24 protein-coding genes are annotated in these 26,568 nt (G+C 55.3%); 21 read left to right on the top strand and 3 right to left on the bottom strand.

What is annotated here, in order from left to right:
- Nucleotides 1-9 precede the first annotated feature (9 nt).
- The 12 genes from FZ041_RS04635 to pyrE all read left to right on the top strand — a co-directional run bounded on the left by FZ041_RS04635 (nt 10) and on the right by pyrE (nt 14,220).
- Nucleotides 10-1,623 (top strand): MBL fold metallo-hydrolase RNA specificity domain-containing protein, encoded by a 1,614-nt coding sequence (locus tag FZ041_RS04635; RefSeq protein WP_075444759.1) that lies wholly within the window; start codon nt 10-12, stop codon nt 1,621-1,623.
- Nucleotides 1,624-1,753: 130 nt separating this feature from the next.
- On the top strand, nt 1,754-2,077 hold the full coding sequence (locus FZ041_RS04630; protein WP_149188708.1) for a hypothetical protein: 324 nt from the start codon (nt 1,754-1,756) through the stop codon (nt 2,075-2,077).
- Nucleotides 2,078-2,222: 145 nt separating this feature from the next.
- Nucleotides 2,223-3,998: a sensor domain-containing diguanylate cyclase gene (locus FZ041_RS04625; RefSeq protein ID WP_149188707.1), complete on the top strand. Its 1,776-nt coding sequence runs from the start codon at nt 2,223-2,225 to the stop codon at nt 3,996-3,998.
- 25 nt (nt 3,999-4,023) lie between these two features.
- Nucleotides 4,024-4,320, top strand: coding sequence for a DUF1294 domain-containing protein (locus FZ041_RS04620; protein WP_075444753.1), 297 nt, complete (start codon nt 4,024-4,026; stop codon nt 4,318-4,320).
- 338 nt (nt 4,321-4,658) lie between these two features.
- Nucleotides 4,659-5,606 (top strand): aspartate carbamoyltransferase catalytic subunit, encoded by a 948-nt coding sequence (locus FZ041_RS04615; RefSeq protein WP_075444751.1) that lies wholly within the window; start codon nt 4,659-4,661, stop codon nt 5,604-5,606.
- Complete coding sequence (locus FZ041_RS04610) at nt 5,603-6,889, top strand: dihydroorotase (protein WP_149188706.1); 1,287 nt, start codon at nt 5,603-5,605, stop codon at nt 6,887-6,889. Before FZ041_RS04615 ends, FZ041_RS04610 begins: the two co-directional genes overlap by 4 nt.
- A gap of 17 nt (nt 6,890-6,906) precedes the next feature.
- Nucleotides 6,907-7,977, top strand: a complete 1,071-nt coding sequence (gene carA, locus FZ041_RS04605; protein ID WP_149188705.1) for a glutamine-hydrolyzing carbamoyl-phosphate synthase small subunit — start codon at nt 6,907-6,909, stop codon at nt 7,975-7,977.
- Between the two features lie 3 nt (nt 7,978-7,980).
- A complete protein-coding gene (carB, locus tag FZ041_RS04600) occupies nt 7,981-11,208 on the top strand; it encodes a carbamoyl-phosphate synthase large subunit (RefSeq protein WP_149188704.1) in 3,228 nt (1,075 codons plus the stop codon).
- Nucleotides 11,195-11,968: a dihydroorotate dehydrogenase electron transfer subunit gene (locus FZ041_RS04595; protein ID WP_149188703.1), complete on the top strand. Its 774-nt coding sequence runs from the start codon at nt 11,195-11,197 to the stop codon at nt 11,966-11,968. The genes carB and FZ041_RS04595 overlap by 14 nt, the downstream gene beginning before the upstream one ends.
- Nucleotides 11,965-12,900 carry a dihydroorotate dehydrogenase gene (locus FZ041_RS04590; RefSeq protein ID WP_149188702.1) on the top strand — a complete coding sequence of 312 codons (936 nt, stop codon included), beginning with the start codon at nt 11,965-11,967 and terminating at the stop codon, nt 12,898-12,900. The genes FZ041_RS04595 and FZ041_RS04590 overlap by 4 nt, the downstream gene beginning before the upstream one ends.
- A gap of 27 nt (nt 12,901-12,927) precedes the next feature.
- Nucleotides 12,928-13,644, top strand: a complete 717-nt coding sequence (gene pyrF / locus FZ041_RS04585; protein WP_149188701.1) for an orotidine-5'-phosphate decarboxylase — start codon at nt 12,928-12,930, stop codon at nt 13,642-13,644.
- Complete coding sequence (gene pyrE, locus FZ041_RS04580) at nt 13,645-14,220, top strand: orotate phosphoribosyltransferase (protein ID WP_149188700.1); 576 nt, start codon at nt 13,645-13,647, stop codon at nt 14,218-14,220.
- Nucleotides 14,221-14,640: 420 nt separating this feature from the next.
- Here the strand turns inward: pyrE and FZ041_RS14770 are convergent, their stop codons facing one another.
- Both FZ041_RS14770 and FZ041_RS04570 read right to left on the bottom strand, forming a co-directional pair.
- Entirely contained in the window at nt 14,641-14,760 is a 120-nt protein-coding gene (locus FZ041_RS14770) for an Ada metal-binding domain-containing protein (RefSeq protein ID WP_255449251.1), read from the bottom strand.
- 177 nt (nt 14,761-14,937) lie between these two features.
- Complete coding sequence (locus tag FZ041_RS04570) at nt 14,938-15,492, bottom strand: hypothetical protein (protein WP_149188699.1); 555 nt, start codon at nt 15,490-15,492, stop codon at nt 14,938-14,940.
- A 212-nt stretch (nt 15,493-15,704) separates the two neighbouring features.
- On the opposite strand from FZ041_RS04570, the gene FZ041_RS04565 reads away from it, so the two are divergent.
- From FZ041_RS04565 to FZ041_RS04535, 7 genes are all read left to right on the top strand, one after another.
- Entirely contained in the window at nt 15,705-16,499 is a 795-nt protein-coding gene (locus FZ041_RS04565; RefSeq protein ID WP_149188698.1) for a hypothetical protein, read from the top strand.
- Nucleotides 16,500-16,522: 23 nt separating this feature from the next.
- Entirely contained in the window at nt 16,523-17,134 is a 612-nt protein-coding gene (locus tag FZ041_RS04560) for an SAM-dependent methyltransferase (RefSeq protein ID WP_149188697.1), read from the top strand.
- Nucleotides 17,135-17,157: 23 nt separating this feature from the next.
- Nucleotides 17,158-17,787, top strand: a complete 630-nt coding sequence (locus tag FZ041_RS04555) for a lactate utilization protein (protein WP_075444728.1) — start codon at nt 17,158-17,160, stop codon at nt 17,785-17,787.
- Nucleotides 17,788-17,920: 133 nt separating this feature from the next.
- Entirely contained in the window at nt 17,921-18,655 is a 735-nt protein-coding gene (locus FZ041_RS04550) for a hypothetical protein (RefSeq protein ID WP_075445819.1), read from the top strand.
- Nucleotides 18,652-19,653: a nucleoid-associated protein gene (locus FZ041_RS04545; protein WP_149188696.1), complete on the top strand. Its 1,002-nt coding sequence runs from the start codon at nt 18,652-18,654 to the stop codon at nt 19,651-19,653. The genes FZ041_RS04550 and FZ041_RS04545 overlap by 4 nt, the downstream gene beginning before the upstream one ends.
- Before the next feature lie 9 nt (nt 19,654-19,662).
- Nucleotides 19,663-21,465, top strand: a complete 1,803-nt coding sequence (gene hflX / locus FZ041_RS04540) for a GTPase HflX (protein ID WP_149188695.1) — start codon at nt 19,663-19,665, stop codon at nt 21,463-21,465.
- Between the two features lie 5 nt (nt 21,466-21,470).
- Nucleotides 21,471-22,721 carry a methionine gamma-lyase family protein gene (locus FZ041_RS04535; RefSeq protein WP_149188694.1) on the top strand — a complete coding sequence of 417 codons (1,251 nt, stop codon included), beginning with the start codon at nt 21,471-21,473 and terminating at the stop codon, nt 22,719-22,721.
- A gap of 90 nt (nt 22,722-22,811) precedes the next feature.
- Here FZ041_RS04535 and lexA read toward each other — a convergent pair whose 3' ends face one another.
- Nucleotides 22,812-23,426, bottom strand: a complete 615-nt coding sequence (lexA, locus tag FZ041_RS04530) for a transcriptional repressor LexA (RefSeq protein WP_149188693.1) — start codon at nt 23,424-23,426, stop codon at nt 22,812-22,814.
- 161 nt (nt 23,427-23,587) lie between these two features.
- On the opposite strand from lexA, the gene FZ041_RS04525 reads away from it, so the two are divergent.
- Both FZ041_RS04525 and FZ041_RS04520 read left to right on the top strand, forming a co-directional pair.
- Complete coding sequence (locus tag FZ041_RS04525; protein WP_255449246.1) at nt 23,588-24,994, top strand: protein O-GlcNAcase; 1,407 nt, start codon at nt 23,588-23,590, stop codon at nt 24,992-24,994.
- An 11-nt stretch (nt 24,995-25,005) separates the two neighbouring features.
- Nucleotides 25,006-26,340, top strand: coding sequence for an NlpC/P60 family protein (locus FZ041_RS04520; protein ID WP_187626311.1), 1,335 nt, complete (start codon nt 25,006-25,008; stop codon nt 26,338-26,340).
- Nucleotides 26,341-26,568 lie beyond the last annotated feature (228 nt).

The raw sequence follows: 26,568 nt of genomic DNA, 5'->3' as shown, positions 1-26,568 counted from the left end.
AGGATCGTTATGCGGTTGGAATTCTTAGGTGCAGCACATACGGTAACAGGGTCCTGCTATTTGCTTTCTTCGCGGGAGAACAAGTATCTGATCGATTGCGGCATGTTCCAGGGCTCACGGCGCATCCGTGACCTGAACTTCGAGGAATTTGATTTCAGTCCGGCAGAGATCGACGCGGTGCTGCTGACCCACGCGCATATCGACCATTGCGGCTTGATCCCGAAACTCGTGCGGGAGGGGTTCTCGGGCAGCGTCTATGCTACGAAGGCGACCTGTGACCTGGCGCGCATCATGCTGCCAGACTCGGCCCATATCCAGGAGTATGATGCGGAGCTCACGAACCGCAAGAACCAGCGGCGGGGCGAGACGCCTGTGCAGCCCATCTACTCCATGGAGGATGCCGAGGCGGCCATCGAGCACTTCGTGCCGATGCCCTATCAGGTGAAATTCTCCCTGGCTGACCACATCGATGTGACCTTCTACGATGCGGGCCATATCTTAGGTTCAGCTATTGTCGAGATCGTTGTCAACGAAGATGGCAAGACGACAAAGCTCGTTTTCTCGGGGGACCTCGGCCAGCCGGATCAGCCCATCATCAAAGATCCCACGGTGCTTACGGGGGCAGACTTCCTTGTCGTCGAGTCGACCTATGGCGACCGCGTCCATCAGATCTACGACAAGGAGACAGCGCTGCTGGAGATCGTCAACGACACGATGGACCGCGGCGGCAATCTGGTCATCCCGTCCTTTTCCGTCGGCCGTACCCAGACCTTGCTCTACTATTTTTACAACCTCTGGAAGAGCGGGCGGCTGGATGGGGACATCCCCATCGTGCTCGACAGCCCGCTGGCCATCAATGCCACGCGCATCTTCATGCAGAACTTCCAGGATTTTGACGAAGAAGCTGTCAGGATGTTCGGGCAGAGCGGCAAGATGATCGAGTTCCCGCAGGTCCGCATCTGTGAGACGGCGGAGGAGTCGCGAGCGCTGAACAGCTCCGAAAGCTCGCAGATCATCATCTCGGCCTCGGGCATGGCCGATGCAGGCCGTATCCTGCACCATCTGAAGCACAATCTCTGGCGGCCGGAGTCCACCATCCTGTTTGTCGGCTATCAGGCCGAGGGCAGCCTGGGGCGGCGCCTGGTCGACGGCATCAAGCGCGTGCGCGTACTCGGCGAGGAAGTGGCCGTCAAGGCGCAGATCCAGATGCTCGATGGCTTTTCGGCGCATGCCGATGCCAATCAGCTCATGGATTGGATCGATAAATTCCAGAGCCCTAAGCCGGCAAAGGTATTCATTGTCCATGGTGAAGCCCAGGGGCAGGAGGCCTTGAAGAGCCGCATCCAGAAGGAATGCGGCGAGGAGGTCTACATCCCGTTCCGCGGCGATGTGGTCAAGATCACCGGCCGGGCCTCGGAACTCCAGCCCTCTTCCATCCCCTCCGTCTCGGTGGAGATGGAGATGGAGGAGCAGCTGCGCATCTTCGATGCTGAGTACCGCAGCCTGCGGCGCAAGGTCATGCAACTGGTCATCCGCCAGCCCAAGACGATGGAGCCCCTCATCAAGACCATCACCAAGGGATTCAACTATATGAAGAAACTCTTTGCACCATTTAATATTTGATTTTTTATACAAAAAACGCCAAAAAAGTGTATAATATAACATTGACCATATGATTTCATACTGATAAGATAAATATAACTAATACAATCGGGCAATGAAATTATCCGTGGTTGGGGGTGTTATGCACAATATGGAACAAATAGAACAAATCGAGTGTGTCAAGAAAATCACCAACGCTTGGGAACCGAAGCTTTGCCGTGCTCCGGTCAACGGAGAGATTCCGGTAACGATGGAAGTCTATCATGAAGGGGCCAAAGAGCCGGAACGCCAGAAGATAAGTCTGGAGCAGGCCTTTGATTATATCAGCAGCATGGCTGCCGTCATGGATATCAAGGCGATGCTGCGGGATCTCGATCATATCACAATCCGCAGCGCCGAGGATGACCGCCTGATCTACCGTGTCACGGCACGTTATGGATATGCCGAGGAAGAATTCGTTCCGTCGGTCATTTGATTGGATACGCTGGGATTGCGAGCTGCACTTGGTCTGCAGCTCGTTTTCTTTTGCCAGCGCAACAAGGATTTTTGCCAAGAATGACGAAATTATATGGTGATTGGAATGTTTGTTAGGAATATTGTGGAAAAGGAATGAGCTTAGTATGCGATTATTCCCGTATAACCTGCAGGATGCGAGCAGAATCGGAGCCTGTCTGGAGCAATTCGCGCAGGAATGCCCGCCGGAATATGAATCGATCCTGTGCCTGATATTCTCTGCCGATGACAAGACGGAGCACATCGAGACGATGACGCAAGCCATCCATGCGCGGCTGCCGGCGGCGCGGATTGCTGGCTGCACCTCATCGGGCGAGATTGTGAATGGCGAGCTGCGGCTGGATTCCATACAGGTAAGTTTCCTGGTCTTTGCGCGGGCAAGCGTGGCGGTCCATCTTTTTGACTGCGGCCAGCTTACGATGGATGAGGCGGCAGAGATGTTGCCGGAACTTTTAGAAGGAGAGCCGTTAGCTGGTGTGGGCATCCTGACGACGCTCAAGACGCTTGGCGATATCCATGTCTTTACCGATGTGCTGTCGGGCCTTCCGGAGGAAGTGCCGGTCTTTGGCGGTTCATCGGATTCGTATATCAATAAATCTTCATATGTCAACGATGAATACACCTGCGTTTTTGATGGGACGTCCTATACCAATCAGGGCATCCTTGTCATCCTGTTCCGCGGGCAAGACCTCCATATCCGTGTCAAATCGTATAATGGCTGGAAGCCATTGGGAGCCGAGGCGGTTATCACCGGCATGGACTGCTGCAATGTGGTTACGCAGGTCAACCATAAACCCGTCGTATCGCTTTATGAGAAGTATCTTGGCATTGCACCGGGCGAAAAATTCTTCCGTGCAATCCTTCCGTTCCCGGTGATGATCGAGCGTGATGAGCAGCCCGTGGCGCGCATGGCGATTTCTTATCAGGCCAATGGTTCCATGCGCTTTGGCGGCGATTTTTCCCTGGGGGAACATGTGCGGCTGGGCTATGGCGATCCCATCAATATGCTGCAGGAGGGCTTCTGTAATATCGAAGGGCTGCGAAATTTCCAGCCCGAAGGCATCCTGCTCTTTTCGTGCATTGTCCGGCGCATGTATCTGCGCGATGATGTGCGCATCGAGCTGCAGCCGTTCCGTGATATCGCTCCTTCGGCGGGCTTCTATACGTATGGGGAGCTGCAACGCTTTGACGGGCATTCCCAGGTACATCTGCTGAATGGCTCGCTGGTGACGATCTGTTTCCGCGAGGGGCAGCCCGCAGCTGCTCCAGCAGCGATACCTTCCCCGCAGAAACTCTCGTTTCACGACGAACGCATTTCGCTGATTACGGGGCTGGCGCATTTCGTTTCGGTCACCAGTGCCGAGCTCGAGCAGGCCAATCAGGCGCTGACGCTGCTGGCGGATACCGACCGGCTCACGGGGCTTTTGAATCGCGGGGCTGTCGAGCAGATCCTGATGAATGAGATTGAGCGCAGCGATACGAGCAGCGATCTTCATCTGGGTGCAATCATGGTCGACCTCGATCACTTCAAGCATATCAATGATACGTTCGGGCACGAGGCTGGCGATGAGGTACTGCGGCAGGTGGCCAAGATCATGCAGAATGCCCTGCGCAGCTCGGACTTCGTGGGCCGCTGGGGCGGCGAGGAATTCATGCTCGTGCTGCCGGGCTGCCATATCGATGACGCGATCATGGTGGCCGAGCGCATCCGCCAGCGCATCGAGGCAGATACCAGGCTTCCCGACGGCCGGCATGTCACGGCAAGCCTGGGCGTGACGGTGGCGGGCAGCAGCGATACGCTCGATGGCCTCTATGGCCGTCTCGACGAAGAACTGTATAAAGCAAAGCATCGCGGACGCAACTGTGTGTCGGCCGCACGCTAAGAGCAGCAACTTTTAGGAGGAATCTATGGATATTCAATGGTATAATCTCGTCATTTGGTACTTTGTCAGCATCAACGTCATCGCGGTTATTGTCTATGGTGCCGACAAGCTCTGTGCTATGCGCCAGTGGTGGCGTGTACCGGAGTTTACATTGCTCGGCCTGGCTTTTATGGGCGGCAGCATCGGAGCGCTTGCAGCCATCCAGCTGTTCCGTCATAAGACGCAGCACATCAAATTCCGCTATGGCATACCGCTTATCATCCTGTTGCAGCTGGCGGGTTTTGCTTATATTTGCTGGGCGGTACAGACCGGAAATGTTTGATTTGTCCACTCCAAGCGAAAAATAAGGTCATATGTCCTTGAAATTTTTGACTTTTGCCTTGCATTTCTTGACATGTCAAGTTATAATGATAAACAAAGCAGACGAGAGCTGCTCAAGGACAAGAGAATACATTACCTTTTAAAATGCGTACCGCGATGCGCATAAGGGAAGCAATATACAACGCTATAAGTTTATCGTAAAGCTGGGGCTTTCTTATGCATACGCATAGGAGAGCCCCTTTTTTGCTAGGCGCGACAAAAAGGCAATGGATATCCCTTGAAAGTTTATGCATAAGTAATGTATAATTATGATTGTCAACATGTTAAGGAGTGATTGACTTGGGAAAAAATAATGTATCCTTGCGAGGCAAGAACGTCCTGGGCCTGGAGGATTTCAGCCCGGAGGAGATTCGTCTCGTACTTGAGACCGCGAAGGAAATGAAGAATATCATCCACCGCGATATCAAGAAGGTACCGACACTGCGCGGAAAATCCATTGTCACGCTGTTTTACGAGCCGAGCACGCGCACGCGCACGTCGTTCGAGCTGGCCGGCAAATACCTCGGTGCCGATGTGGTAAATATCACGGCGGGTACCAGCTCCATCGTCAAGGGCGAGAGCCTGCGCGATACCCTCTACACGGTGGAGGCCATGGGCGTCGATGCCATCGTTATGCGCCATAAGGCCGAGGGTGCCGCTGAATATGCCGCCCGCGTCGTAAGCCCTGTGATCCTGAACGCCGGCGATGGTGCGCATGCACATCCGTCCCAGGGCCTGCTGAATCTCTTCACGATCCAGGAGCACAAGGGACATCTCGAGGGGCTCAAGGTCGCCATCATCGGCGATGTGCTGCACAGCCGTGTGGCGCGCTCGGATATCTACGGCATGCGCAAGATGGGCATGGAAGTCCATATCGCAGGGCCGAAGACGCTGATTCCGCGCTTCCTCTATCAGGAGCCGGGCGTCATTGTCCACGAGCGCATCGAAGATGCCATTGCCAATGCTGATGTCATCGAGGTGCTGCGCATCCAGCTCGAGCGCATGAAGGGCGGCTTGTTCCCGACGACGCGTGAGTATGCGCGCATCTTCGGCCTCAACGACATGCGCCTGAAGCTCGCCAAAGACGATGTGCTCATCCTGCATCCGGGCCCCATGAACAAGGGCTGGGAAATTTCTCCGTTCACTGCCTATGGTGACAACTCAGCCATTCAGGAACAGGTCCAGAATGGTGTCGCAGTCCGCATGGCACTCTTTACCTTGGTATTGACGGGAGGAAAACAGGAATGAAACTTTTGATAAAAGGCGGCCGTGTCATCAATCCGGCCGAGAAATTCGATAAAATCGCCGATGTACTCGTCGAGGATGGCAAGATAAAGGCAATCGGCGAAAACCTGGAAGCTGCTGGGGCAGAGGTCTACGATGCCACGGGCAAAGTCGTGACGCCGGGCCTCATCGACCTGCATGTACATTTCCGTGAGCCGGGCCAGGAGGCCAAAGAGGACTTTGAATCGGGCGCCAATGCTGCGGCAGCTGGCGGTTTTACGACGGTCTGCACGATGCCGAATACGAAACCGGCAGTCGACGATGCCGCCATGGTACGCAGCCTCGAGAAACGCGCCGAGGATGTCGCCAAAGTCCATGTGAAAATCATCGGTGCCGTGACGAAGGGGCAGGAAGGCAAAGAGCTCGCTGAGCTTGGCGATATGATCGAAGCTGGGGCCGTGGCCTTCTCCGATGACGGCCATTACGACCAGAAGGCCAAAGTCCTCCTGAATGCCTTTGACTATCTGCATACGTTTGACAAGGTCATTGTCAACCACGACGAAGAGACGTCGCTCGTCGAAGACGGCGTCATGAACGAAGGCCATCGCAGTGCAATGCTCGGCCTCAAAGGGCGTCCGACGGTCGCGGAGGATATCGCCGTAGCCCGCGACATCATGCTGGCCGAGTACGCTGGTTCCCGCGTCCATGTGGCCCATATCAGCTCGGCCCGCGCCGTGGACATCGTACGACAGGCCAAGAAACGCGGCGTGCGCGTCACCTGCGAAGTCACGCCGCAGCATCTGACCATGACCGACGAATGCGTCAACCTGTTTGACACGTCAACGAAAATCAATCCGCCGCTGCGCGCTCAGAAAGACTGCGAGGCACTGCTCGAAGGCTTGAAAGACGGCACCATTGACGCGATTGTCACCGACCATTCCCCGCATGCGCAGGAGGACAAGGACCGCGAGTACATCTATGCACCGAGCGGTTTCCCAGGCCTTGAGACGTCGCTGGGCATTATGCTGACGGATCTATATCATCAGGGAAAACTTGACCTTACGACCATCGTTTCCAAGATGACCTGTGAGCCGGCTAAGGTATTCGGCATGGATGCTGGTACGCTGGCAGTTGGCAAGAACGCCGACATCACGGTCATCGATCCCGAGCTTACCTGGACGGTTGACGAAAAGAAATTCTACACGAAGGGCAGCCATAGTCCGTTCATCGGCCGCGAGCTCAAAGGCAAAGCGGTACTGACGGTCGTTGCTGGCAAGATTGTCATGCAGGATGGCGAAGTTCTTTAAATATATGAGGTGATTTCATGAAAGGTAAATTGATCCTGGAGGACGGTACCGTTTTCCACGGCAAACTTTTGAATAACATCAAGGCAACCGGTGAGGTTGTTTTCAATACTGGCATGACGGGCTATCAGGAAAGCCTGACCGACCCATCCTACTGCCGTCAGATCCTGACGCTCACGTACCCGATGGTCGGCAACTACGGTATCGCGGACCTTTTCATGCAGTCGCGTAAATCTTTTGTCAACGGCTTCGTCATCGGCGAGCTTTGCGAGATGGGCAGCAACTGGCACTATGAGACGAGCCTTGCAGACTTCTTGACGAAGCAGGGCGTTCCGTGCCTCTACGACGTGGACACCCGCGCCGTAACCCGCAAGATCCGCTCGGCCGGCACCATGAAGGGCATCATCGTGTCCGAGGACGCCGCCCAGACCGAGATCGATGAGCTCTTCGCCGTGCCCATCAAGAAGGATGTGGTCATGGAAGTCACGACGCCTGAGGCATACACCATGGAGGCCGAGGCCGCTGATGCACCGCATGTCGTCGCCATGGACTTTGGCGTCAAGCAGAATATCTTAAAATCGCTGCACGACCTTGGCTGCAAGCTCACGGTGGTGCCGGCCCATACGACAGCAGAAGAAGTCCTGGCTTTGCAGCCGGACGGCATTTTCCTCTCGAATGGCCCTGGCGACCCGGCTGACGTTCCGGAAATCGTCGCCGAAATCAAAAAGCTCATCGGCAAGAAACCGATTTTTGGCATCTGCCTTGGCCATCAGCTGCTCGCGCGTTCCTTGGGCGCAAAGACCTATAAGCTCAAGTTCGGCCACCGCGGCTGCAACCAGCCCGTAAAGAACCTCTTGACGGGCCGCGTGCAGATTTCCTCCCAGAACCACGGCTATGCCGTCGACGAGGAATCGCTCAAGGATCTGCCGCTTGAAGTCACGCATATCAATGTCAACGACGGCACGGTCGAGGGCATGCGCCACAAAGACCTGCCGATTTTCTCGGTACAGTACCACCCGGAGGCATCGCCGGGACCGGATGACAATATGTATCTTTTCGATCAGTTTTGGACGATGCTCAAGGGGGAATAAACTGTGCCAAAGAAAGAAAATCTCAAAAAAGTCATGGTCGTCGGCTCGGGGCCGATCATCATCGGCCAGGCAGCAGAATTCGACTACGCCGGCTCGCAGGCCTGCCGTTCGCTCAAAGAAGAGGGACTGGAGGTCGTTCTGGTAAACTCGAACCCGGCTACCATCATGACGGACTCGCATATTGCTGACCGTGTCTACATCGAGCCATTGACGCCAGAATTCCTCGAGGAAATCATCTCGAAGGAGCGCCCGGATGGCTTACTCGCCACGCTGGGCGGCCAGGCTGGCCTGAACCTTGCGGTGCAGCTGGCTGAGCGCGGGGTACTCGAAAAGTACGGCGTCGAGCTTCTCGGTACGCCGCTTGAGGCTATCGAAAAGGCCGAGGACCGCGAAATGTTCAAAGAGACGATGCAGAAACTCGGCGAGCCGATTCCTGAGTCCACCATTGTCGAGGATGTGCCGTCGGCAGTCGAATTCGCCAACGAGATCGGCTACCCGGTCATCGTGCGCCCGGCCTATACGATGGGCGGCACGGGCGGCGGTATCGCGGAGAACGAAGAAGAGCTCATCGATATCGTCATCAAGGGTCTCAACTACTCGATGATTGGCCAGGTCCTCATCGAGCGCAGCGTGGCCGGCTGGAAGGAAATCGAGTACGAAGTCATGCGCGACGGCAATGACAACTGCATCACCGTCTGCAACATGGAAAACTTCGACCCGGTCGGCGTCCATACGGGCGACTCCATTGTCGTGGCACCGTCCCAGACGCTGACGGACCACGAATATCAGATGCTCCGCAGTGCTTCCTTGCGCATTATCCGCGAGCTCGGCATCGAAGGCGGCTGCAACGCGCAGTATGCCCTAGACCCGAACAGCAACAAATACTACGTCATCGAGGTAAACCCCCGCGTCAGCCGTTCGTCGGCACTGGCTTCGAAGGCGACGGGCTATCCGATTGCCAAGGTTTCGGCCAAGATTGCCATCGGCTATACGCTGGACGAAATCACCAATGCGGTCACGCAGAAGACGAAAGCCTGCTTCGAGCCGGCCCTTGACTACTGCGTCGTCAAATTCCCGCGCTGGCCGTTTGATAAGTTCGTCTATGCAGACCGCACGCTGGGCACGCAGATGAAGGCAACGGGCGAGGTCATGAGCATCGACCGCCACTTCGAAGGTGCCATCTTGAAGGCCGTGCGCTCCCTGGAGATCGGCGTGCACCGCCTGCATATGGATAAGATGGATGCCTGGGATGACGAGCGCGTCAAGAAGAACCTCGCGCGCATCAACGACGAGCGCATCTTCGTTATTGCCGAGGCACTGCGCCGCGGCATCGCCACCGTCGATGAAATCCATGCCATCACGAAAGTTGACAAATGGTTCATCCATAAAATCAAGAACATCACCGACGTCGAGACGACGCTTACGAGCGAGCCTCTGACGCCGAAACACATGCTGGCGGCCAAGAATGTGGGCCTTGCCGATGTCTCCATTGCCGAGATCACGGGCAAATCCGTCGACGAGATCCGCACGACGCGCAAGAGCATGGGCATCCTGCCGGCCTACAAGATGGTCGACACCTGCGCCGCTGAGTTCGAGGCCGCTACGCCGTACTACTACTCGACGTTCCGTGCTGAGCAGGATGAGGTACAGACGTCGAACGCCCGCAAGGTCATCGTGCTTGGCTCGGGTCCGATCCGCATCGGTCAGGGCGTCGAATTCGACTACTGCTCGGTTCACTCGGTCTGGGCACTGCGGGAGATGGGCATCGAGGCCATCATCATCAACAACAACCCCGAGACGGTATCGACGGACTTCGATATCTCCGACCGCCTGTACTTCGAACCGCTGACCACCGAAGATGTACTTAACATCATCGACAAGGAAAAACCAGAAGGCGTCATCGTCCAGTTTGGCGGCCAGACGGCCATCAACCTGGCGGCTTCCCTGCAGAAGGCTGGCGTCAAGGTATTCGGTACGTCGGTTGACGATATCGACCGAGCCGAGGACCGCGAGCGCTTTGACGAAGTTCTCACCCAGACCCAGATTCCGCGACCCCAGGGCATCAGCGTCACGAACCTTGAAGATGCCATCACGGGTGCCGCCAATATCGGCTATCCGGTCATGGTCCGCCCGTCTTATGTCCTCGGCGGCCGCGCCATGGAAATCGTCTACAACGAAGACGAGCTGCGCGACTACATGAGCCGTGCCGTAAAGGTCACGCCGGATCATCCGGTTCTCGTCGACCGCTACATGCAGGGCACCGAGGTCGAGGTCGACGGAATCTCCGATGGCGTCGATGTCGTCATCCCGGGCATCATGGAGCACGTCGAGCGCGCCGGTGTCCACTCGGGCGACTCCATTGCCGTCTATCCGCCCCAGACGCTGCCGTCGAAGGTCATCTACACGATTATCGACTATACGAAACGGCTGGCAGTTGCCCTACATGTCAAGGGCCTCCTAAACATCCAGTTCGTCGTCGCCGATGGCGAGGTCTACATCATCGAGGTCAACCCGCGCTCCTCGCGTACGGTACCGTTCCTCTCGAAGGTCACGGATGTCAAGATGGTCAATCTGGCCACGCGCATCGCAATGGGGAGCACGCTCAAAGAACTTGGCTACAAGTCCGGTCTCGTACCGCCGAAACCGTATGTCGCTGTCAAGGCACCGGTCTTCTCCTTTGCCAAGATGACCGATGTCGATATCGCCCTCGGACCAGAGATGAAATCGACGGGCGAGGTCATGGGTATCGATTACCATTATGCCCGCGCCCTCTACAAGGCTATCATCGGCTCGGGCACGCATGTGCCGACGAAGGGCTGCGTGCTCTTCACCGTAGCTGATAAAGATAAAGAAGAGATGAAACAGCTGGCCAAGGCGTTCTCGGAGCTTGACTTCCAGATTGCCGCTACCGAAGGCACGGCCAAGACCATCCAGTCCATGGGTATCGATGTCGAAGTCGTCGGCAAAGTCCACGAGCGCAGCACCGATATCATCGAACGCATCAAGAGCGGCAAGATCAACATGGTCATTAACACGCTGACTCAGGGCAAGCACTCCGTAAAGGATGGCTTCAAGATTCGCCGCGCAACAGTCGAGCATGACATTGCCTGCCTGACCTCGCTCGATACGGCCTGGGAAGTCTTGCGCGTGCTCTCCTTCATGCGGGAGCGCCGCCTCGTTTACAGCCTGGCCATTCAGGATTATGTCGGTGGTGGTGATGGACTTGCCTAAGGAAAAAGTAACGGTTGACGCCAATATCGTAAGCCAGCAGGAGCTTTACGACCAGGTATTCCAACTGGTGGTAAAGGCCCCTGAGGTGGCTGCGCTTGCCGAGGCTGGCCAGTTTGTACAGCTGCGCATCTTGAACAGCAACTGTCTGCTGCGCCGCCCGGTCGGCATTGCCGCTGCCGATAAGGAAAAGGGCACCGTGGCCTTTATCTACCGCGTGGTGGGCAAGGGCACGAAGGCCATATCGGAGCTAAAAGCCGGCGATACCATAAATGTTCTTGGACCTCTTGGTCATGGCTTTGATACTGCAGCGAAAAAACCACTGATTGTGGGTGGTGGCATGGGACTTTCCCCAGTGCTCTTTTATGCAGCTACCATGCAGGGCAAAGCCGATGTGCTTATGGGCGGCAAGACCTGCGGGGAACTCTTCTGGCAGGAGCTGTTTGCCGGCAAGGTGCAGGATATCTTTTGCACCACCGATGATGGCAGCCTTGGCACGAAGGGCTTTACCACGACGCTTTTGCCCGAGCTTTTGGCAAAGAAGGACTATGACATTGTGGTCGCCTGCGGCCCTGAGATCATGATGAAGGGCATCGCTAAGATCGCCAAGGAACACGGCGTGCGCTGCCAGGTATCGCTGGAAAAACGCATGGGCTGCGGGCTGGGGGCCTGCCTGTCCTGCTCCATCGATACCACGGACGGCAAGCGCAAGAAGGTCTGCAAGGACGGCCCGGTATTTGAGGCAGGGGAGGTGTTCGCATGAGCCAGCAGCTACAGGAAAGAGACCAGCGGCTCCATACGAATCTTGCTGGCCTTGCCATGAATACGCCGGTCCTTACGGCCTCGGGTACTTTCGGCTTTGGCGAGGAGTTTGCCGACTTTGTCGACCTCTCGCGCCTGGGCGGCGTCATGGTCAAGGGCACGACGCTGAAGCCTCGCCGCGGCAACGATGGCGTGCGCATCACCGAGTCGCCGATGGGCATGATGAACTGCATCGGCCTGGAAAATCCCGGTGTTGAGGTATTCTTAAAAGATACGCTGCCGCGTATCGGCCAGTATGGCATGAACGTCATCGTCAACATCTCGGGCAGCACCGTCGAGGAATACGGCGTACTGGCTGAGATGCTCGATGTTGAAGGCGTCGCCGCCATTGAGCTCAACGTCTCGTGCCCCAATGTCAAGGAAGGCGGCATCGTCTTCGGCACGGACCCGAAAGCGGCGGCCGCCGTGGTACGCGAGGCCAAGAAACATACAAAGAAACCGGTCATCCTGAAGCTTTCGCCCAATGTCACGGATATCGTGACGATGGCCAAAGCCTGCGAGGATGCCGGTGCGGATATCCTGTCGCTCATCAATACGCTCATGGGCATGGAGATCGACATCCATACCCAGCGGCCGACCCTTGGCAATATCACGGGCGGCCTTTCTGGCCCCTGCATCAAGCCGGTCGCTGTGCGCATGGTCTGGCAGGTCGCGCAAGCCGTAAAAGTGCCTATCATCGGCATGGGCGGCATTTCCTGCGAGGAAGATGCCGTGGAATTCTTCCTCGCAGGTGCCAGCGCGGTAGCTGTCGGTACGGCAAACTTTGCCGACCCGGCCGTGACTATGAAGATTTGCGATGGACTCAACGATTATTTGGCCAAACGCAATCTTGGGAGCATCCAGGATATCGTTGGCAAGGTCCAGATTGGATAAATTAGCGAAAAACGAAAGGAGCACGTTGTGGCAGATAAACGTTTGATTGCAGCGCTTGATTTCCATACGCTGGAGGATGTCAAAAAGCTCGTCAATACGCTCGGAGATAGCGTATCCTATTATAAAGTCGGCATGGAGCTTTTCTACAGCGTCGGCGGCGACGTCGTAAAATGGCTCAGGGCCCAGGGAAAAGATGTATTTTTGGACCTCAAACTGCATGATATTCCCAATACGGTAGCGGGGGGGCTGTGCTCCTTGATGGATTTGGGTGCAACGATGCTCAATGTGCATGCAGGCGGCGGCTACACCATGATGAAGGTCGCCGCTGAGCGTCTGCATGCGGAAGCCGATAAACGCGGCATCCCCTGTCCGAAGCTGATTGCTGTAACAGTACTTACGAGCATCAATCAGGAAGACTGGGAAGGGCTCGGCCAGGAACTGCAGATAAAGAGCGCTGTCGTGCGCTATGCAAAACTGGCGAAAAAAGCGGGGCTTGACGGTGTCGTGGCCTCGCCGCAGGAAGCTGCGCTTATCCGCGAAACTTGCGGTCCGGATTTCCTGATCGTAACACCGGGCGTACGGCCCGAGGGCGCAAGCGTCGATGACCAGAGCCGCATCGCAACGCCGGCTAAGGCTTTGCAAAATGGTGCCAGCCATCTCGTTATCGGCCGCCCAATCCGCGCCGCGAAAGATCCCCAGGCTGCAGCCGAGGCCATCCTCAAAGAAATGGAGAGTGTAAGATAAATGACAGAAGCAGAAGTTAAAGAATTGCTCGTAGAGAGCCATGCCATCATGGACGGACATTTCGTCCTGACCTCGGGCCTGCACAGCCCGCACTATGTAGAGAAATTCAACGTACTCCAGAAACCGGAGTACACGGAAAAACTCTGCAAGGCCATGGCCGAAAAATTCAAGGATGCCAACATTGAAACCGTCGTCGGCCCGATGACGGGCGGCATCCTGCTTGCTCACGAGACAGGCAAGGCTTTGGGCACGCGGGCAATCTTTACCGAGCGCGTCGATGGCAAGATGACCTTCCGCCGCGGCTTTTCCCTGCATGAAGGCGAACGCTGCCTGATCGTCGAAGACATCGTAACGACCGGCGGCTCCATCAAAGAAGTCATCGAAGTGGTCAAAGCCCACGGCGGCATCCCCGTAGCGGTCAGCATGCTCGTCGACCGCAGCGGCGGCAAAGCAAACTTCGGCGACGTTCCCTGCGAAGCACTTCTCCACATGAACGTCGAGACCTACAAACCCGAAGAATGCCCGCTCTGCAAACAGGGCCTCCCGATGACTAAGCGCGGGAGTACGGGAAAATAAGGATATTTCTTTGGATATTTTTAGTCTTCGTAGCAGCAAATAAAAAAATCCCCAGCGCACGCGGATATGTGTGCTGGGGAAAAGAAAAAGCCTTAGGTAGCGACCCTAAGGCTTTTTCTTATTGGACGTGACACTCTATTGGCAGTATCACAAACCTCTTAGCTGGATTTATTATATCATGGTATTGCATTTCCTTCAAGCAATATCATATAATAGATCATGCTGCGCACCTCATACCTGCAGAAGGAAGGAGGTGGCTTCTATTGGTAGAATATATTACAAACCTCTTTTTGTCTGTCGTAGCAGGTGTACTTAGCTACTACATTTGCAAGTGGCTGGATAGACATTGACGCAGCAACAGCACAAATGCTTAGGATCGCAACCTGAGCGCAGGCCCGGCCGTATGGTCGGGCTTATTTTTTACGGATTGCACCGCTTGCATGGGACATAGCCTGCGGCGATAGCGTCATCCCGGTTGCTGAACTCGACGAACCTTTCCGGATGCTTTATTGTGGAACAACTGGAGTAGTGGAACTTCATCGACTTCGGGTTGCCAAGGTAGTCTGATGCCAGGGCGGGGGTAGCTATTGATACGCAGATAGAAGCCAGCGTGGCTAATGCTATTTTTTTGAACATGAGAGGTACTCCTTTGGGAAAAGTCTTGGGACGTGACTCTAAGGCTGATTTTTATAGGATGTGCGTTGCTGAGCGGTTTATTCAATAGTAGTGCCGCGAAAGGTCGATAAGGCCCGTTTTCAGCAGGTGCAGGAATTCTGGCTGGGAGATGTGCTCAGCGGTTACGGAAAAGAGCATGCCGTTTACCGACCAGTGGGCTGCATAGCCATCCTGCTCTGCTTTGGATAGGGCGGGGACTTTAGCGATGGCAGTTTCGATGCCATCGATGTTTTGTTTTTCCCATTTGACGCCGTAGATGCCGCTGATGTCAGCGGTTTTCTGCGTGGCAGCTTTGGCACTGCGGATGGCGAGCTTGGTCTGCGGATTCGTGCTTGACGTATACCGGATATCGGCAAGGTCTTTGTGGTAGATGAACACGCTGCTCGTGTAGTAGCCGGAGATTTCTGGCAGGTAGAGCGGCGTAAAGTCGGCTGCCTTGCCTGCGGCAAGGACGTTATCGTATTCGATCATGGGATTTGGCAGGCCGACGGATGCAGCTGCGGCCGAACCGCTGCCCGTCGTTCCGAGCAGTAAGGCACCAGTCGTCAGGCAGACGGCTGCTGGTCTGGCAAAATACGCAATCCAGTTTTCTTTCACAGTAATCACTCCTGTATAAAAATAAGATGGATAATCGCTATCCCTGCAAAGCTGATGTTCCTTCTTTCGGTACTAAGGATAGCACACCGCGATATGGATTTCAACGCGAAAAGTTTTGCTTACGCATGCGCTGCTTATAACGACTATGGTATAATAGGGAAAGAGGACATTTGAAATAGACGAGTTTGTTTTTATTCATGGAGGAATAAATCATGCGGATTTTGAATGATTCTACTGCCAGCCTGACTGGCAGTATCGCGAAGGCGTCCTATACGGCTGTGGCGAAGAAACCATCGCTAGCGAAAGATAAAGTAGCGCTGGATACGGCAGAGATTTCGGATGAGGCGCGGGTCATGCAGGAAAAGCGGCAATTGGCAGAGCCGGCTGACTTACAAGATTGGAGCGATGTAATCGATCGCGGCAATGGCAAGTTCACGGCACGTTTTCACAGCGCTGCCGAGATTGCAGGCATCGTAAAGCGCGGCTATCTTATGGTGAAGGGACAGCGCGTGACGCTTGACAAGCAGCAGCAAAAGGAGCTGCTCGCCGCAGGCAGGCAAATGGAAAAAGACCGGCAAAATGTCATGAACCAGTTCATGCTGGAAGAGCAGCTTGCAAGTGCCCGCCAGTCCGCCGATAGCTGGAAGAAGGCGGCGCAGCAGCAGTCCCGTGTGATGCAGACGGCGATGCGCATCATGCATGGCCGTCATGTTTCGGGGGCCGATGAAAAGGAACTGGCCGAGGCAGCGCCGGAGCTTTATAGTATGGCCAAATCGGCCGGGACACTCGAAAAGCTCAAAGAAGACCGTGAGCAGCGCGAACGCGACCGCAAGCTGTCAGAAGCCAATGAGCGCCAGCGCGCGGAGGAAAACGAACCCAGGGACTATTCCACCAAGCCGCTCAGTGCGTATCCAACCTATGCGACAGAGCTGACGATCGACTTTAGTGGCGATGTGCCGCAGGCCGGGGCAGCTGGCGAAGTGACTATCCCGCCAGCAGAGGCATAAGAAGCGAGGCGAAAGGACCGAGAATGACTGAAGAAAACGAATGGGACAATATCCTGCATATCCGCACGACCGGCAGGGACGATAGCATAGCCGATTTGACGCGCTATCCTTATGAGCCCACCGATTACTGCGTATTGGAGCGGCTCGCTGGCAGCGGCTATTTTTCCAAACGCAATACGCTTTTGGACTATGGCTGCGGCAAGGGACGCGTGGATTTTTTTCTGGCCTATCAGACCAAGTGCCGCTCCATTGGCATCGAGTACAACGAACGCCTCTACGCGCGGGCGGTGCAGAACAAGGCCAATGCCGTAGCGGGCGGCAGGGTGAGCCTGACGCTTGTCGATGCCACGGAATACGCTGTGCCCGCAGCTGTTGACCGCGTGTTTTTCTTCAATCCGTTCTCTGTGGAAATCCTGCGCATCGTTATGGATCATCTGCAGGCGTCTTATCAGCAAACGCCGCGGGAAATGCTGCTGTTTTTCTATTATCCTTCCGTTTTTTACCGCCAGTATCTGGCAGCCGAGAGCAGGCTGTCCCTGCTGGCGGAGATTTTCTGCGGGGATTTGTTCAAGGAATCGGATGGGCGCGAGGAAGTGCTTGTCTATCAGTTTTCCTGCCCGAATGATAGTTTTTGACGAAAGCAAATGGAGGAGAGCCAATGAATGAGAACATCGTAAAACGCAACGAACTGCTCGCGCAGACGGTAATCAAAGGGCTGCAGTCGCGCAACATGGAAGGCTTTTATGCCGCGAGCAAAGAAGAAGCGCTGAAAATTGCCCTGGAGCTTATTCCTGCGGGCAGCACCGTCACGATGGGCGGCGGCATGAGCGTGCATGAAATCGGCCTGCCAGCGGCTCTGGAGGCGGGAAACTACAACTTTATCGACCGCGATAAATTCGAGGACCGGCGGCAGGCGATGCTGCTGGCCTATGATGCCGATGTTTTCCTCACGAGCACCAATGCGATGACCAAAGATGGCGTGCTCGTCAATATCGATGGCAATGCCAACCGCGTATCGGCCATCGCCCAAGGCCCGAAGAAAGTTCTCTTCATCGTCGGCCTCAACAAGGTCTGCGGCGACCTCGACGGGGCGATGAAGCGTGCCCGCAACGTGGCAGCGCCCATCAATGCCCAGCGCTTTGGCCTCGATACGCCCTGTGCCAAGACCGGCGCTTGCTTTGACTGCAAGAGCCCGGACACCATCTGCTGCCAGTTCCTCATAACGCGCTATTCGCTGCACAAGGGCCGCATACAGGTTATCCTCGTCAACGACGATCTCGGCTTTTGATAGCGAATGAATGACCAAGGGCAATCGCCAGCCGTATGACGATTGCCCTTTTTCTGTCAAGGAAAAGTAGTCCTCGCGGGCGTTTCGTGGTATAATATTTGTTTGTAGACTCCTAGGAAAGCGGGTGTGTGAGTTGAAGGATGAGACAATCGAGAAGGTCGACGCTGAGATTGACGGCTGGCAGTATATGCAGGCTTTGCCGGAGCACTGGCATGGTTTTACGCTTGACCGGTCAAAATCGATTGACAAAGACAGCTACGATCTTTACCGTTATGTCAATGAAGAATTGCATAAAAGCGCCATCGTTTATTTTCATGAGGAAACCCACGAGTACAAGGTGCGCCTCAAGATTGGTCTCATTGAGTTCTGCCGCATCGAGTTCATCACGGCCAAGCTCGCAGACTTCGAGCAGCTGTTGGTCAAGCAGTTCGAGCAGATGCTCATGGATATGATGGAGTTCAATCCTGCCGCGCTTAGTTCGATTGTCCGCGATAAGAAAATCATGGAATGGGAAAACGGTGCCAAGCTGCCTGAGACATTGGAAGGATTTACGCTCTTTATCCGGCCGGCGCAGCCAGTCAAGATCAACAATGGCTCGTATATCGTCATCGATTATGTCGACTTTGCGCTGGAGAGCAGCTTTACGGTTTACTATAATATTTATCGCGATGAGTTCTTTGCCGAAGCCCGCATCTGGAATATTCCCGACGTCAACTACGACTTTGACTCCAATGAGCTGCCCGAGCTCGAGGAAAAACTCCATCAGCATATGCTGCCGCGTCTGCGTGAGGTGCGTGCGCGCGCGCAGAAAGAGGCAGCTGACCATGCGGCTAAGGCACAGAAAGAGGAGGGAGAACCGCCCGTATGATTATCATTGATAAAGCCATCTTGCATATTCTCGATTTCAATTCCGGCATGACCGTCTACTCCGATGAGGAGCTTACGGTCAAGGACAGCATCGAGACATTTCTCTATAAACATATCGAAAAATCCTGGGGCAGCCAGGACGCGAAGCCAGGGACGTTTTATGATGACAGTGCGTTCCAGCAAAAGCTCAATGACTATCTGTCCGGCGAGATGAGCTTCGTGCCTTTTTCCAAGGAAATCACGCATACGCTGGAGGAGGCCTTCACCCATGCAGAGGAAATGGCCTCGGCCGATGTGATTGTCGCTGACGTGCGCATCGACGACCAGCGGCAGATCGTCGTCTTCAAGTCGAACAGCCATATCGGCTACACGCATCAGGTCAACCAGACCGAAAACGGCATCAAGAACGAAATCATCAATCATTATTCGATCATGCCCAGTCTCACGCAGAAGATGGAGGAGTTCGCCTTCGTCAATACGGAGACCAAGGCAGTCTCGGTCTGTGCGAAAAAGTATACGATCGATGGCAACAGCATTCAGGTCTTTCCCGAAATCCTGCTCGAATGCAGCCTGACACCTTCGCCGAAGGAAGCCATCAAGAATCTCAGCAAGACGGCAGCTAAAGTCGCCGAGGCTTACGGGCAGGACAAGGTCGCCACCGAAGCGGCCGTCAAGAGCTATGTGGCCGAGAACATGCAGGAAAGCGATGAGCTCGACCTGGTCGAAGCCGGCAAGGAAATCTTCAAGGAGAATCCTTCGATGCAGGCGGACTTCGATACGGCCATAAAGGACGCAGGCTTTACCGAGCCCGTCAAGATGGATCAGGAAGCCACGCTCAAGAAGATGTGCAAGCATAAGCTCAAGACCGATACGGGCATCGAGCTGACCATCCCGACGGATTACTTCGATAATACCGAGTTCGTCGAGTTCAACAACAACGACGACGGGACACTGTCGATTACGCTCAAGCATATCTCGAACATCATCAACCGCGGATAAGGAGCGATTATGCAGGTAAATGGCGATTTAGCAAATATAAAAACCTACATATTGGATAAACTCAAGGCTATCTATGAGCTCTCCGTGCCCATCGGGCAGCTTTCGACCAAGGAGCTCAATGAGCACATGCTCGAGATTACCGACATCCTCGAGCGCGAGGTCGCTGTCTATATCAACCGGCAGGGCAGGATCGTACAGGTGTCGCTTGGCGATGCCGATACGGTCGATTTGCCCGAGTTCCAGCGGCAGGCACGCAGCGACCGCCGGCTTTCCGGTATCCGCTGCATCCATACGCATCCAAGCGGCGATGTGCGGCTTAGCGAGCCGGACCTGTCCTCCCTGCGGCGGCTGCGCTTCGACTGCATGGCAGCCATCGGCCGCCACCATAAGGAAGGCGTCATCGGCTCGCTGGGATTCTTCACCGGCGAGCAGAACGACGAGGGGGTCGAGGAGCTGTCGCAGCTCGGTCCGGTCAAGGCAAAAGTGCTTGACCAGATCAACCTCAATATGCTCGTGACAGTCGTCAACAAGAAACTTGGCGCGCAGAATCTGAAGAATACCGATGCAGAAGAGGAACGTGCCATCCTCGCAGGTGTCGAGCGTCCGGGCCAGCAGCTCTGGACCATCGAGGAGTCGATGGCCGAGCTTGCCCGGCTTGCCGATACGGCTGGCGCCAAGATAGTCGGCCAGTTCACCCAGCGCAAAGAAAAGCCCGATGCGGCCTTTTTCCTCGGCAAGGGCAAGGTCTCCGAGATTGCGATGGAGATCCAGAACACCAATGCCAACCTCCTGATCCTGGATGACGAGCTCACGCCGTCCCAGCAGCACAACCTCGAGCAGACCCTGGGCATCAAGGTCATCGACCGCACGGCGCTGATTTTGGATATCTTTGCCCAGCGCGCCCGTTCGCGCGAAGGCAAGCTGCAGGTCGAGCTTGCGCAGCTGAGGTACAATCTGCCGCGCCTTGGCGGCCAGGGACTCGTGCTCTCGCGTCTGGGCGGCGGCATCGGCACCCGCGGCCCCGGCGAGACAAAGCTTGAGGTGGATCGCCGCCGGATCTATGCCAAGATCCACGACATCGAAAAGCAGATCGAGGGGCTCAAGAAAAGCCGCCATCTCCATCGCGCCCGCCGCAAGGAATCGCGGATTCCGCTCGTCGCGCTTGTCGGCTACACCAATGCGGGCAAATCGACGCTGCTGAACAAGCTCACGGGCTCGGAGGTCTTTGCTGAGGACAAGCTGTTTGCAACGCTTGACCCGACGACGCGTCATCTCGTACTGCCCGAAAAACAGGAAATCCTGCTGACCGATACCGTAGGCTTTATCCAGAAACTGCCGCATACGCTCGTCACGGCCTTCCGCGCGACGCTCGAAGAGGTGCAGGAGGCTGATATGCTGCTGCATGTCGTCGATTGCAGCAATGTGAATTTCGAGCAGCAAATCGCTGCAGTTATCGAAGTGCTGAAAGAGCTTGGCGCCGAGACGAAGCCGACGCTTTATGTGTTCAATAAGGCCGACCGCATCGATAACGACAATCTGCGCCAGCAGATGCTGCATGACCGCGAGGGCATCTGCATCTCTGCGCGCACAGGCGAGAATCTTGCGGCCCTGCAGGCTAAAATCGAAGGCTTTTTCCAGGAAAACCAGATCAAGCTGACCCTCCTGATTCCCTACGATAAAGGCGGCATGATTACGGAGCTGCATGCGCTTAACGCCGTACGTTCCACCGAATACGTCGAGCAGGGGACGCTGGTCGAAGTCAGCCTGCCCGTTTCCGAGAAAGATAAATATCTACCATATAGTAAGGAGTAATTTTCGTGTCATTTTCCCAGAAGATACTTGACCTCAAGAAAGAGGTACTAAAAGAGACCCAGCCGCTTTTCGCTCATGTCGATGAAGTAGCTGAGGCCAACACACTGAAGGTACTTGATGCCATGCGTGAATGCAAGGTATCCGATGCACATTTCAACACGACGTCGGGGTATGCCTATGATGATATCGGCCGCGGCAAGCTCGAGGAGCTCTACGCGCACATCTTCGGCGCTGGGCGCGCGCTCGTACGCACGCAGTTCGTCTCGGGCACGCATGCGCTCGCGACAGTGCTGTTTGGCATCCTGCGTCCTGGCGATGAGCTCGTATCGCTTACGGGCAAGCCCTACGATACGATGCAGACTGTCATCGGCTACGACAATCCAAGCCCCGGCTCCCTCAAGGAATTCGGTGTGCTCTACAACGAACTGCCGATGATTGACGGCAAGGTCGATATGGCAGGCATCAAGAACGTCATCACCGACAAGACAAAGATGGTGGAGATCCAGCGTTCGCGCGGCTACAGCATGCGCAATCCGCTCTCGATCGAAGACATCCGCGCCATCACGGCCGAAGTCCATCGCATCAAACCCGACTGCATCTGCTTTGTCGATAACTGCTATGGGGAATTCGTCGACACGCTCGAACCAACCCAGGTCGGCGCTGACATCATGGCTGGCTCCCTGATCAAGAACCCGGGCGGCGGCATCGCACCGACGGGTGGCTATATCGCCGGCAAGGACAAGCTCGTGGAGCTGGCCTCCTACCGCTTGACCGCACCGGGCATGGGGGATGAGCTGGGCGCAAGCCTTGCCAATAACCGCCTGCTGTTCCAGGGCCTGTTCCTGGCACCCCATGTCGTTGCCCAGGCCATCAAGGGCGCACTCTTTGCCGCTGGCATGTTTGCCAAGCTCGGCTATAAGACGCTGCCACTTCCAACCGATGTCCGCGGCGATATCATCCAGGCCATCGAGCTTGGCTCGGCGGAAAAACTCATCGCCTTCTGCGGCGGCATCCAGAAGTATTCGCCGGTCGATTCCTACGCAGCGCCCGAGCCGTGGGATATGCCTGGCTACGCCGACCAGATCATCATGGCCGCTGGCACCTTCGTCCAGGGCGCCTCGATTGAATTCAGCGCCGACGGCCCGATGCGGGCTCCGTACAATGTCTATCTGCAGGGCGGCCTGACCTTTGAACACGCTGTAATCGGCGTAATGGGCGCTGCGCAGGCCGTGCTCGATGTTGACAAGTCAAATTGACCGGTCAAATGACAAGTCGATTTGACTTGTCAAAAAAATCCCCACCAACTGAGATTGGTGGGGATTTTTACATATTGCAAGGGCTGTAGTTTACATCTGACGGTAAACGCCGATGACTTTGCCGAGGACATTGACGTCTTTCTCATAGAACGGTTTCATCGTATCGTTTTCGGGCTGCAGGCGGAAGCAGTCTTTTTCGCGATAGATGCGTTTTACCGTAGCGCCTTCTTTATCGACGAGGGCAACGACGATATCGCCGTCGTTGGCAGAATCCTGCTGGCGGACCATGACGAAGTCGCCGTCGTAGATGCCGGCGTTGATCATGCTCTCGCCCGATACTTTGAGCATGAAGGTCTTGTCAGCCGTACCAAGGAGATTCTGCGGGAACGAATAGACATCCTGCACATTATCTTCTGCGAAGATCGGCATGCCAGCCGTGACCGTGCCTACAAGTGGAACGGCGACGTTCTTGCCCCAGGGCTTCTCATCCAGGATGTCGATGGCACGCGGCTTGGTCGGATCGCGCTTGATCATGCCGTTTTCCTCCAGGCGGGAGAGGTAGCCATGCACCGTCGAGCTGGACTTGAGGCCTACGGCCTTGCCGATCTCTCGGACCGAAGGCGGGTAGCCCTTTTCGAGCAGGAACGACTTGATGTATTGGAAGATTTCTTTCTGGCGCTCACTGGAAGTCTGCGTCTTACGCATAATTATTGCCTCCTAACAACGAAACTAACTATTCTTATGTTCTATTGTACCATATATATGTTCGCTATGGAACTGATTTTCGCAAAATTTTTCATTTTTTACGGGAAGATGGTATAATCAAGATATGACTTACAATCGATTGCTAGAAATGGGGGAGTTCCATGGGCTTCATTTCCTTTGCCCAAACGAAAAAAATAACTGCCGTTGTTGCCGGCAGTATGATGGCCGCTGCTGTTTATACACCAAGCATTTCGCTGGCGGCACCGATTCCCTTGCGTGGCATCGTCGAGGGTTTCTATGGTACACCGTGGCAGCAGGCTGACCGTCTGGATATGCTCGCCTTCTGTGGCCAGCATTCCCTCAACGCCTATATCTATGCGCCCAAGGATGATACGTATCATCGGGCCAAGTGGCGGGAGCCCTATCCAGAGGCCAAGATGCAGGAACTGGCCGAGCTGATAAAGGCCGCTAAGGCACAGGATGTCCGCTTCATATTTGCCGTGTCGCCAGGGCTGGATATCCATTTTTATGGCCTCAAGGGCTATCAGGACCGTCTGGCTATGGAGCGCAAACTGCAAGCCATGTATGATCTGGGCGTGCGGGATTTCGCTATTTTCTTCGATGATATCAAGGACAAGGATGGCCAAGGACAGGCGGAGTTCCTGAACTGGCTGTCCGAGCATTTTGTTGCGGCCCATAGCGACGTCCAGCCGCTGCTGACGGTACCGACGGAGTATTTCTACGGCGATATGCAGACAGATGGCGCGAAGAAGCCCTATACGCAGGCCTTCTCGCAAACTTTGCGGCCCGAGATCCTCGTGCTCTACACAGGCGATGGCGTGGTGCCCGACGGGCTGAGTGATGCACAGCTGCAGCAGGCCAATGATCTGTATGGCCGCTCGCTGGGTGTCTGGTGGAACTACCCGGTCACCGACTACATGGAAAACAAACTGGCCTTGGGGCCGATGGAGAAACTGCCTGGCAAGACGGCACTGCCAGCCATCTTCTTCAATCCGATGAAATATGAGCAGCTTTCCAAGATCGCTCTGGCGACTGGCGCCGACTATGCGCAGCAGCCGCAGATCTATGATGCTCAGGCGGCTTGGGAAAAGGCTATTGCGCAGCAGTACGGTAAGCTGGCACCTGCTATGACAGCTGTGGCCGACGAGTCCCAGCATCTGGAGAACAACTGGGCCAAGATCGGGCCTGCCGATGGACGGAAGCTGCGGCAAGCCATCGATGCGTATTGGCAGAGCGGCCGCGCCGAAGATGCACAGACGGTCAGGGAAAAGCTGGCGCGCCTCCGCAAGGCGGCAGACACCTTGCAGCTTTCGCTGCCGGAGAGAACGCTGGCAGAATGCCGTCCCCAGCTTGAGCAGCTGATCCGCATCGTCGACGCAGATCTGACAGGGATGCGCTTGCGCGAGCAGCCAGAGGATCAGGCGCTGAAAGCGGCGTTCAACCGCCAGCGTGCGGCGGTTGCCAAGTACGACGCGCAGGCGCGCATCGCCGAGACATCCGCGCGTGCTTTCGTGGATGAACTGGCGCATTCGCTTGGTATGGACTAAGGAGGTTTATGATGAACTACCAGAACTATTTCTGCGTGGCAGCTTCTGCAATGGCAGCTGCCTATGGCTTTGCGGGGCTCATGCCAGCTGCGGAAGCAGGGATTGCTGTCCAAGGCGAGCAGGCAACGGCTGAATATTGGACGGCACGGCAGCCCGAAGGGGAGAAAGTTCTCCTTTCAGCGGAGGACATCCAAAAACTCAATGACTCTCTGCGGGCCCGCAATGATACCTTACGCGATCTGGTCGATTTCCCGGCCACGCTGACTGGTCAACAGGTCAAAAACCGCATCTTTGCCGCCATGCAGGATTATTGGCCGGGCGAAAAGCCTGAGGACTATGCAGGCAACCATATCCTTACCCCTGCGGAATGGGAATACGTCCGTCAGAACTGCAACATCGACAGTCTGTCCGAAAAAGTAGAAGTACAATACGGTGTGACTACGCAGCGCGGCGATATACGCCTGCTGCCGACCAGCGATGGCTGGTACAGTGCTCCCAACGATATCCATTACGATAACCTCCAGGGCACGGCAATCGATCCGGCCCAGTCTGTTGCGGTGCTGGCGGTCAGCCGTGACGGCAATTTCTATTTCGTCCAGTCCAAGGATTATCAAGGCTGGCTGGCGGCTGCCAACGTCGCGCTGACCGACTACAAGACATGGCTGAACTTCGTAGAGCCCAAGGATTTTGTGGTTGTCATCAGCAACAAAAAGAAAATCGCTGGCAGCGGGGGAGCGGAAGAACTTTATCAGATGGGGGCCACCATTCCCTGCATCAAAGATAGCAACGGCCGCTTAGCCCTGCAGCTTCCGTCGAGAAATGCCGCCGGCAGGCTCGAAATCGCCACTTCGCCTGTGCAGCTTGACAATACCTTGCATAAAGGATATCTGCCCTACAGCTATAACAACACCATCCGCCAAGCCTTCCGTTTCCTCGGCGATGTCTATGGCTGGGGCGGTCAGGACGAAAGCGTCGACTGTTCCTCCTTTGTCCAGAACGTCTATCGCAGCATGGGCATCCATATCCCAAGAGACGCCGATCAACAGGAGGCCGCTATGCCAGTCAACCGGCCATTTGCCGGCTTGTCAACAACCGAACGCTATAACGAAGTCAAACAGGCAAAGCCTGGGACACTTTGCTTTAAACCCGGCCATGTCATGATGGCCATCGGTCAGAACGACGCCGGCGTGCCGATGGTCATCCATTCAGCCAGCAGCTATTACGATTATAAGGTCGATGCACAGAAACACTACATCCGCCAAGTCATCGTATCAGATCTGACATATCAAAACAGTCAAGGCACCCAAACCATCGATGGCATATCCAGCATCGGCAGCATAAAATAAAAAATTTTCAGCGTGAAAAAAATGGGGCGCTCAGAGCCGTTCTGAGCGGTTTTAAAAGCATCGTGCATATAAGTGTTTATGCATCAGCAGATAAAACCGCAGGAACAAGCTCTGAGCGCCCTTATATTTTTACTCGATAATTTACTTCCGATAATTTATACTTATCGGAAGTTATGCGGCGCAATAATCAAATAAAGCCAACAAAAAGCCGTCAGCCCATTGTTATTA

The organism is Pseudoselenomonas caprae (assembly GCF_008271345.1).
Taxonomy (GTDB): Bacteria; Bacillota; Negativicutes; order Selenomonadales; family Selenomonadaceae; genus Selenomonas_A; species Selenomonas_A caprae.
This window is presented reverse-complemented; position numbering and strand designations above follow the sequence as displayed.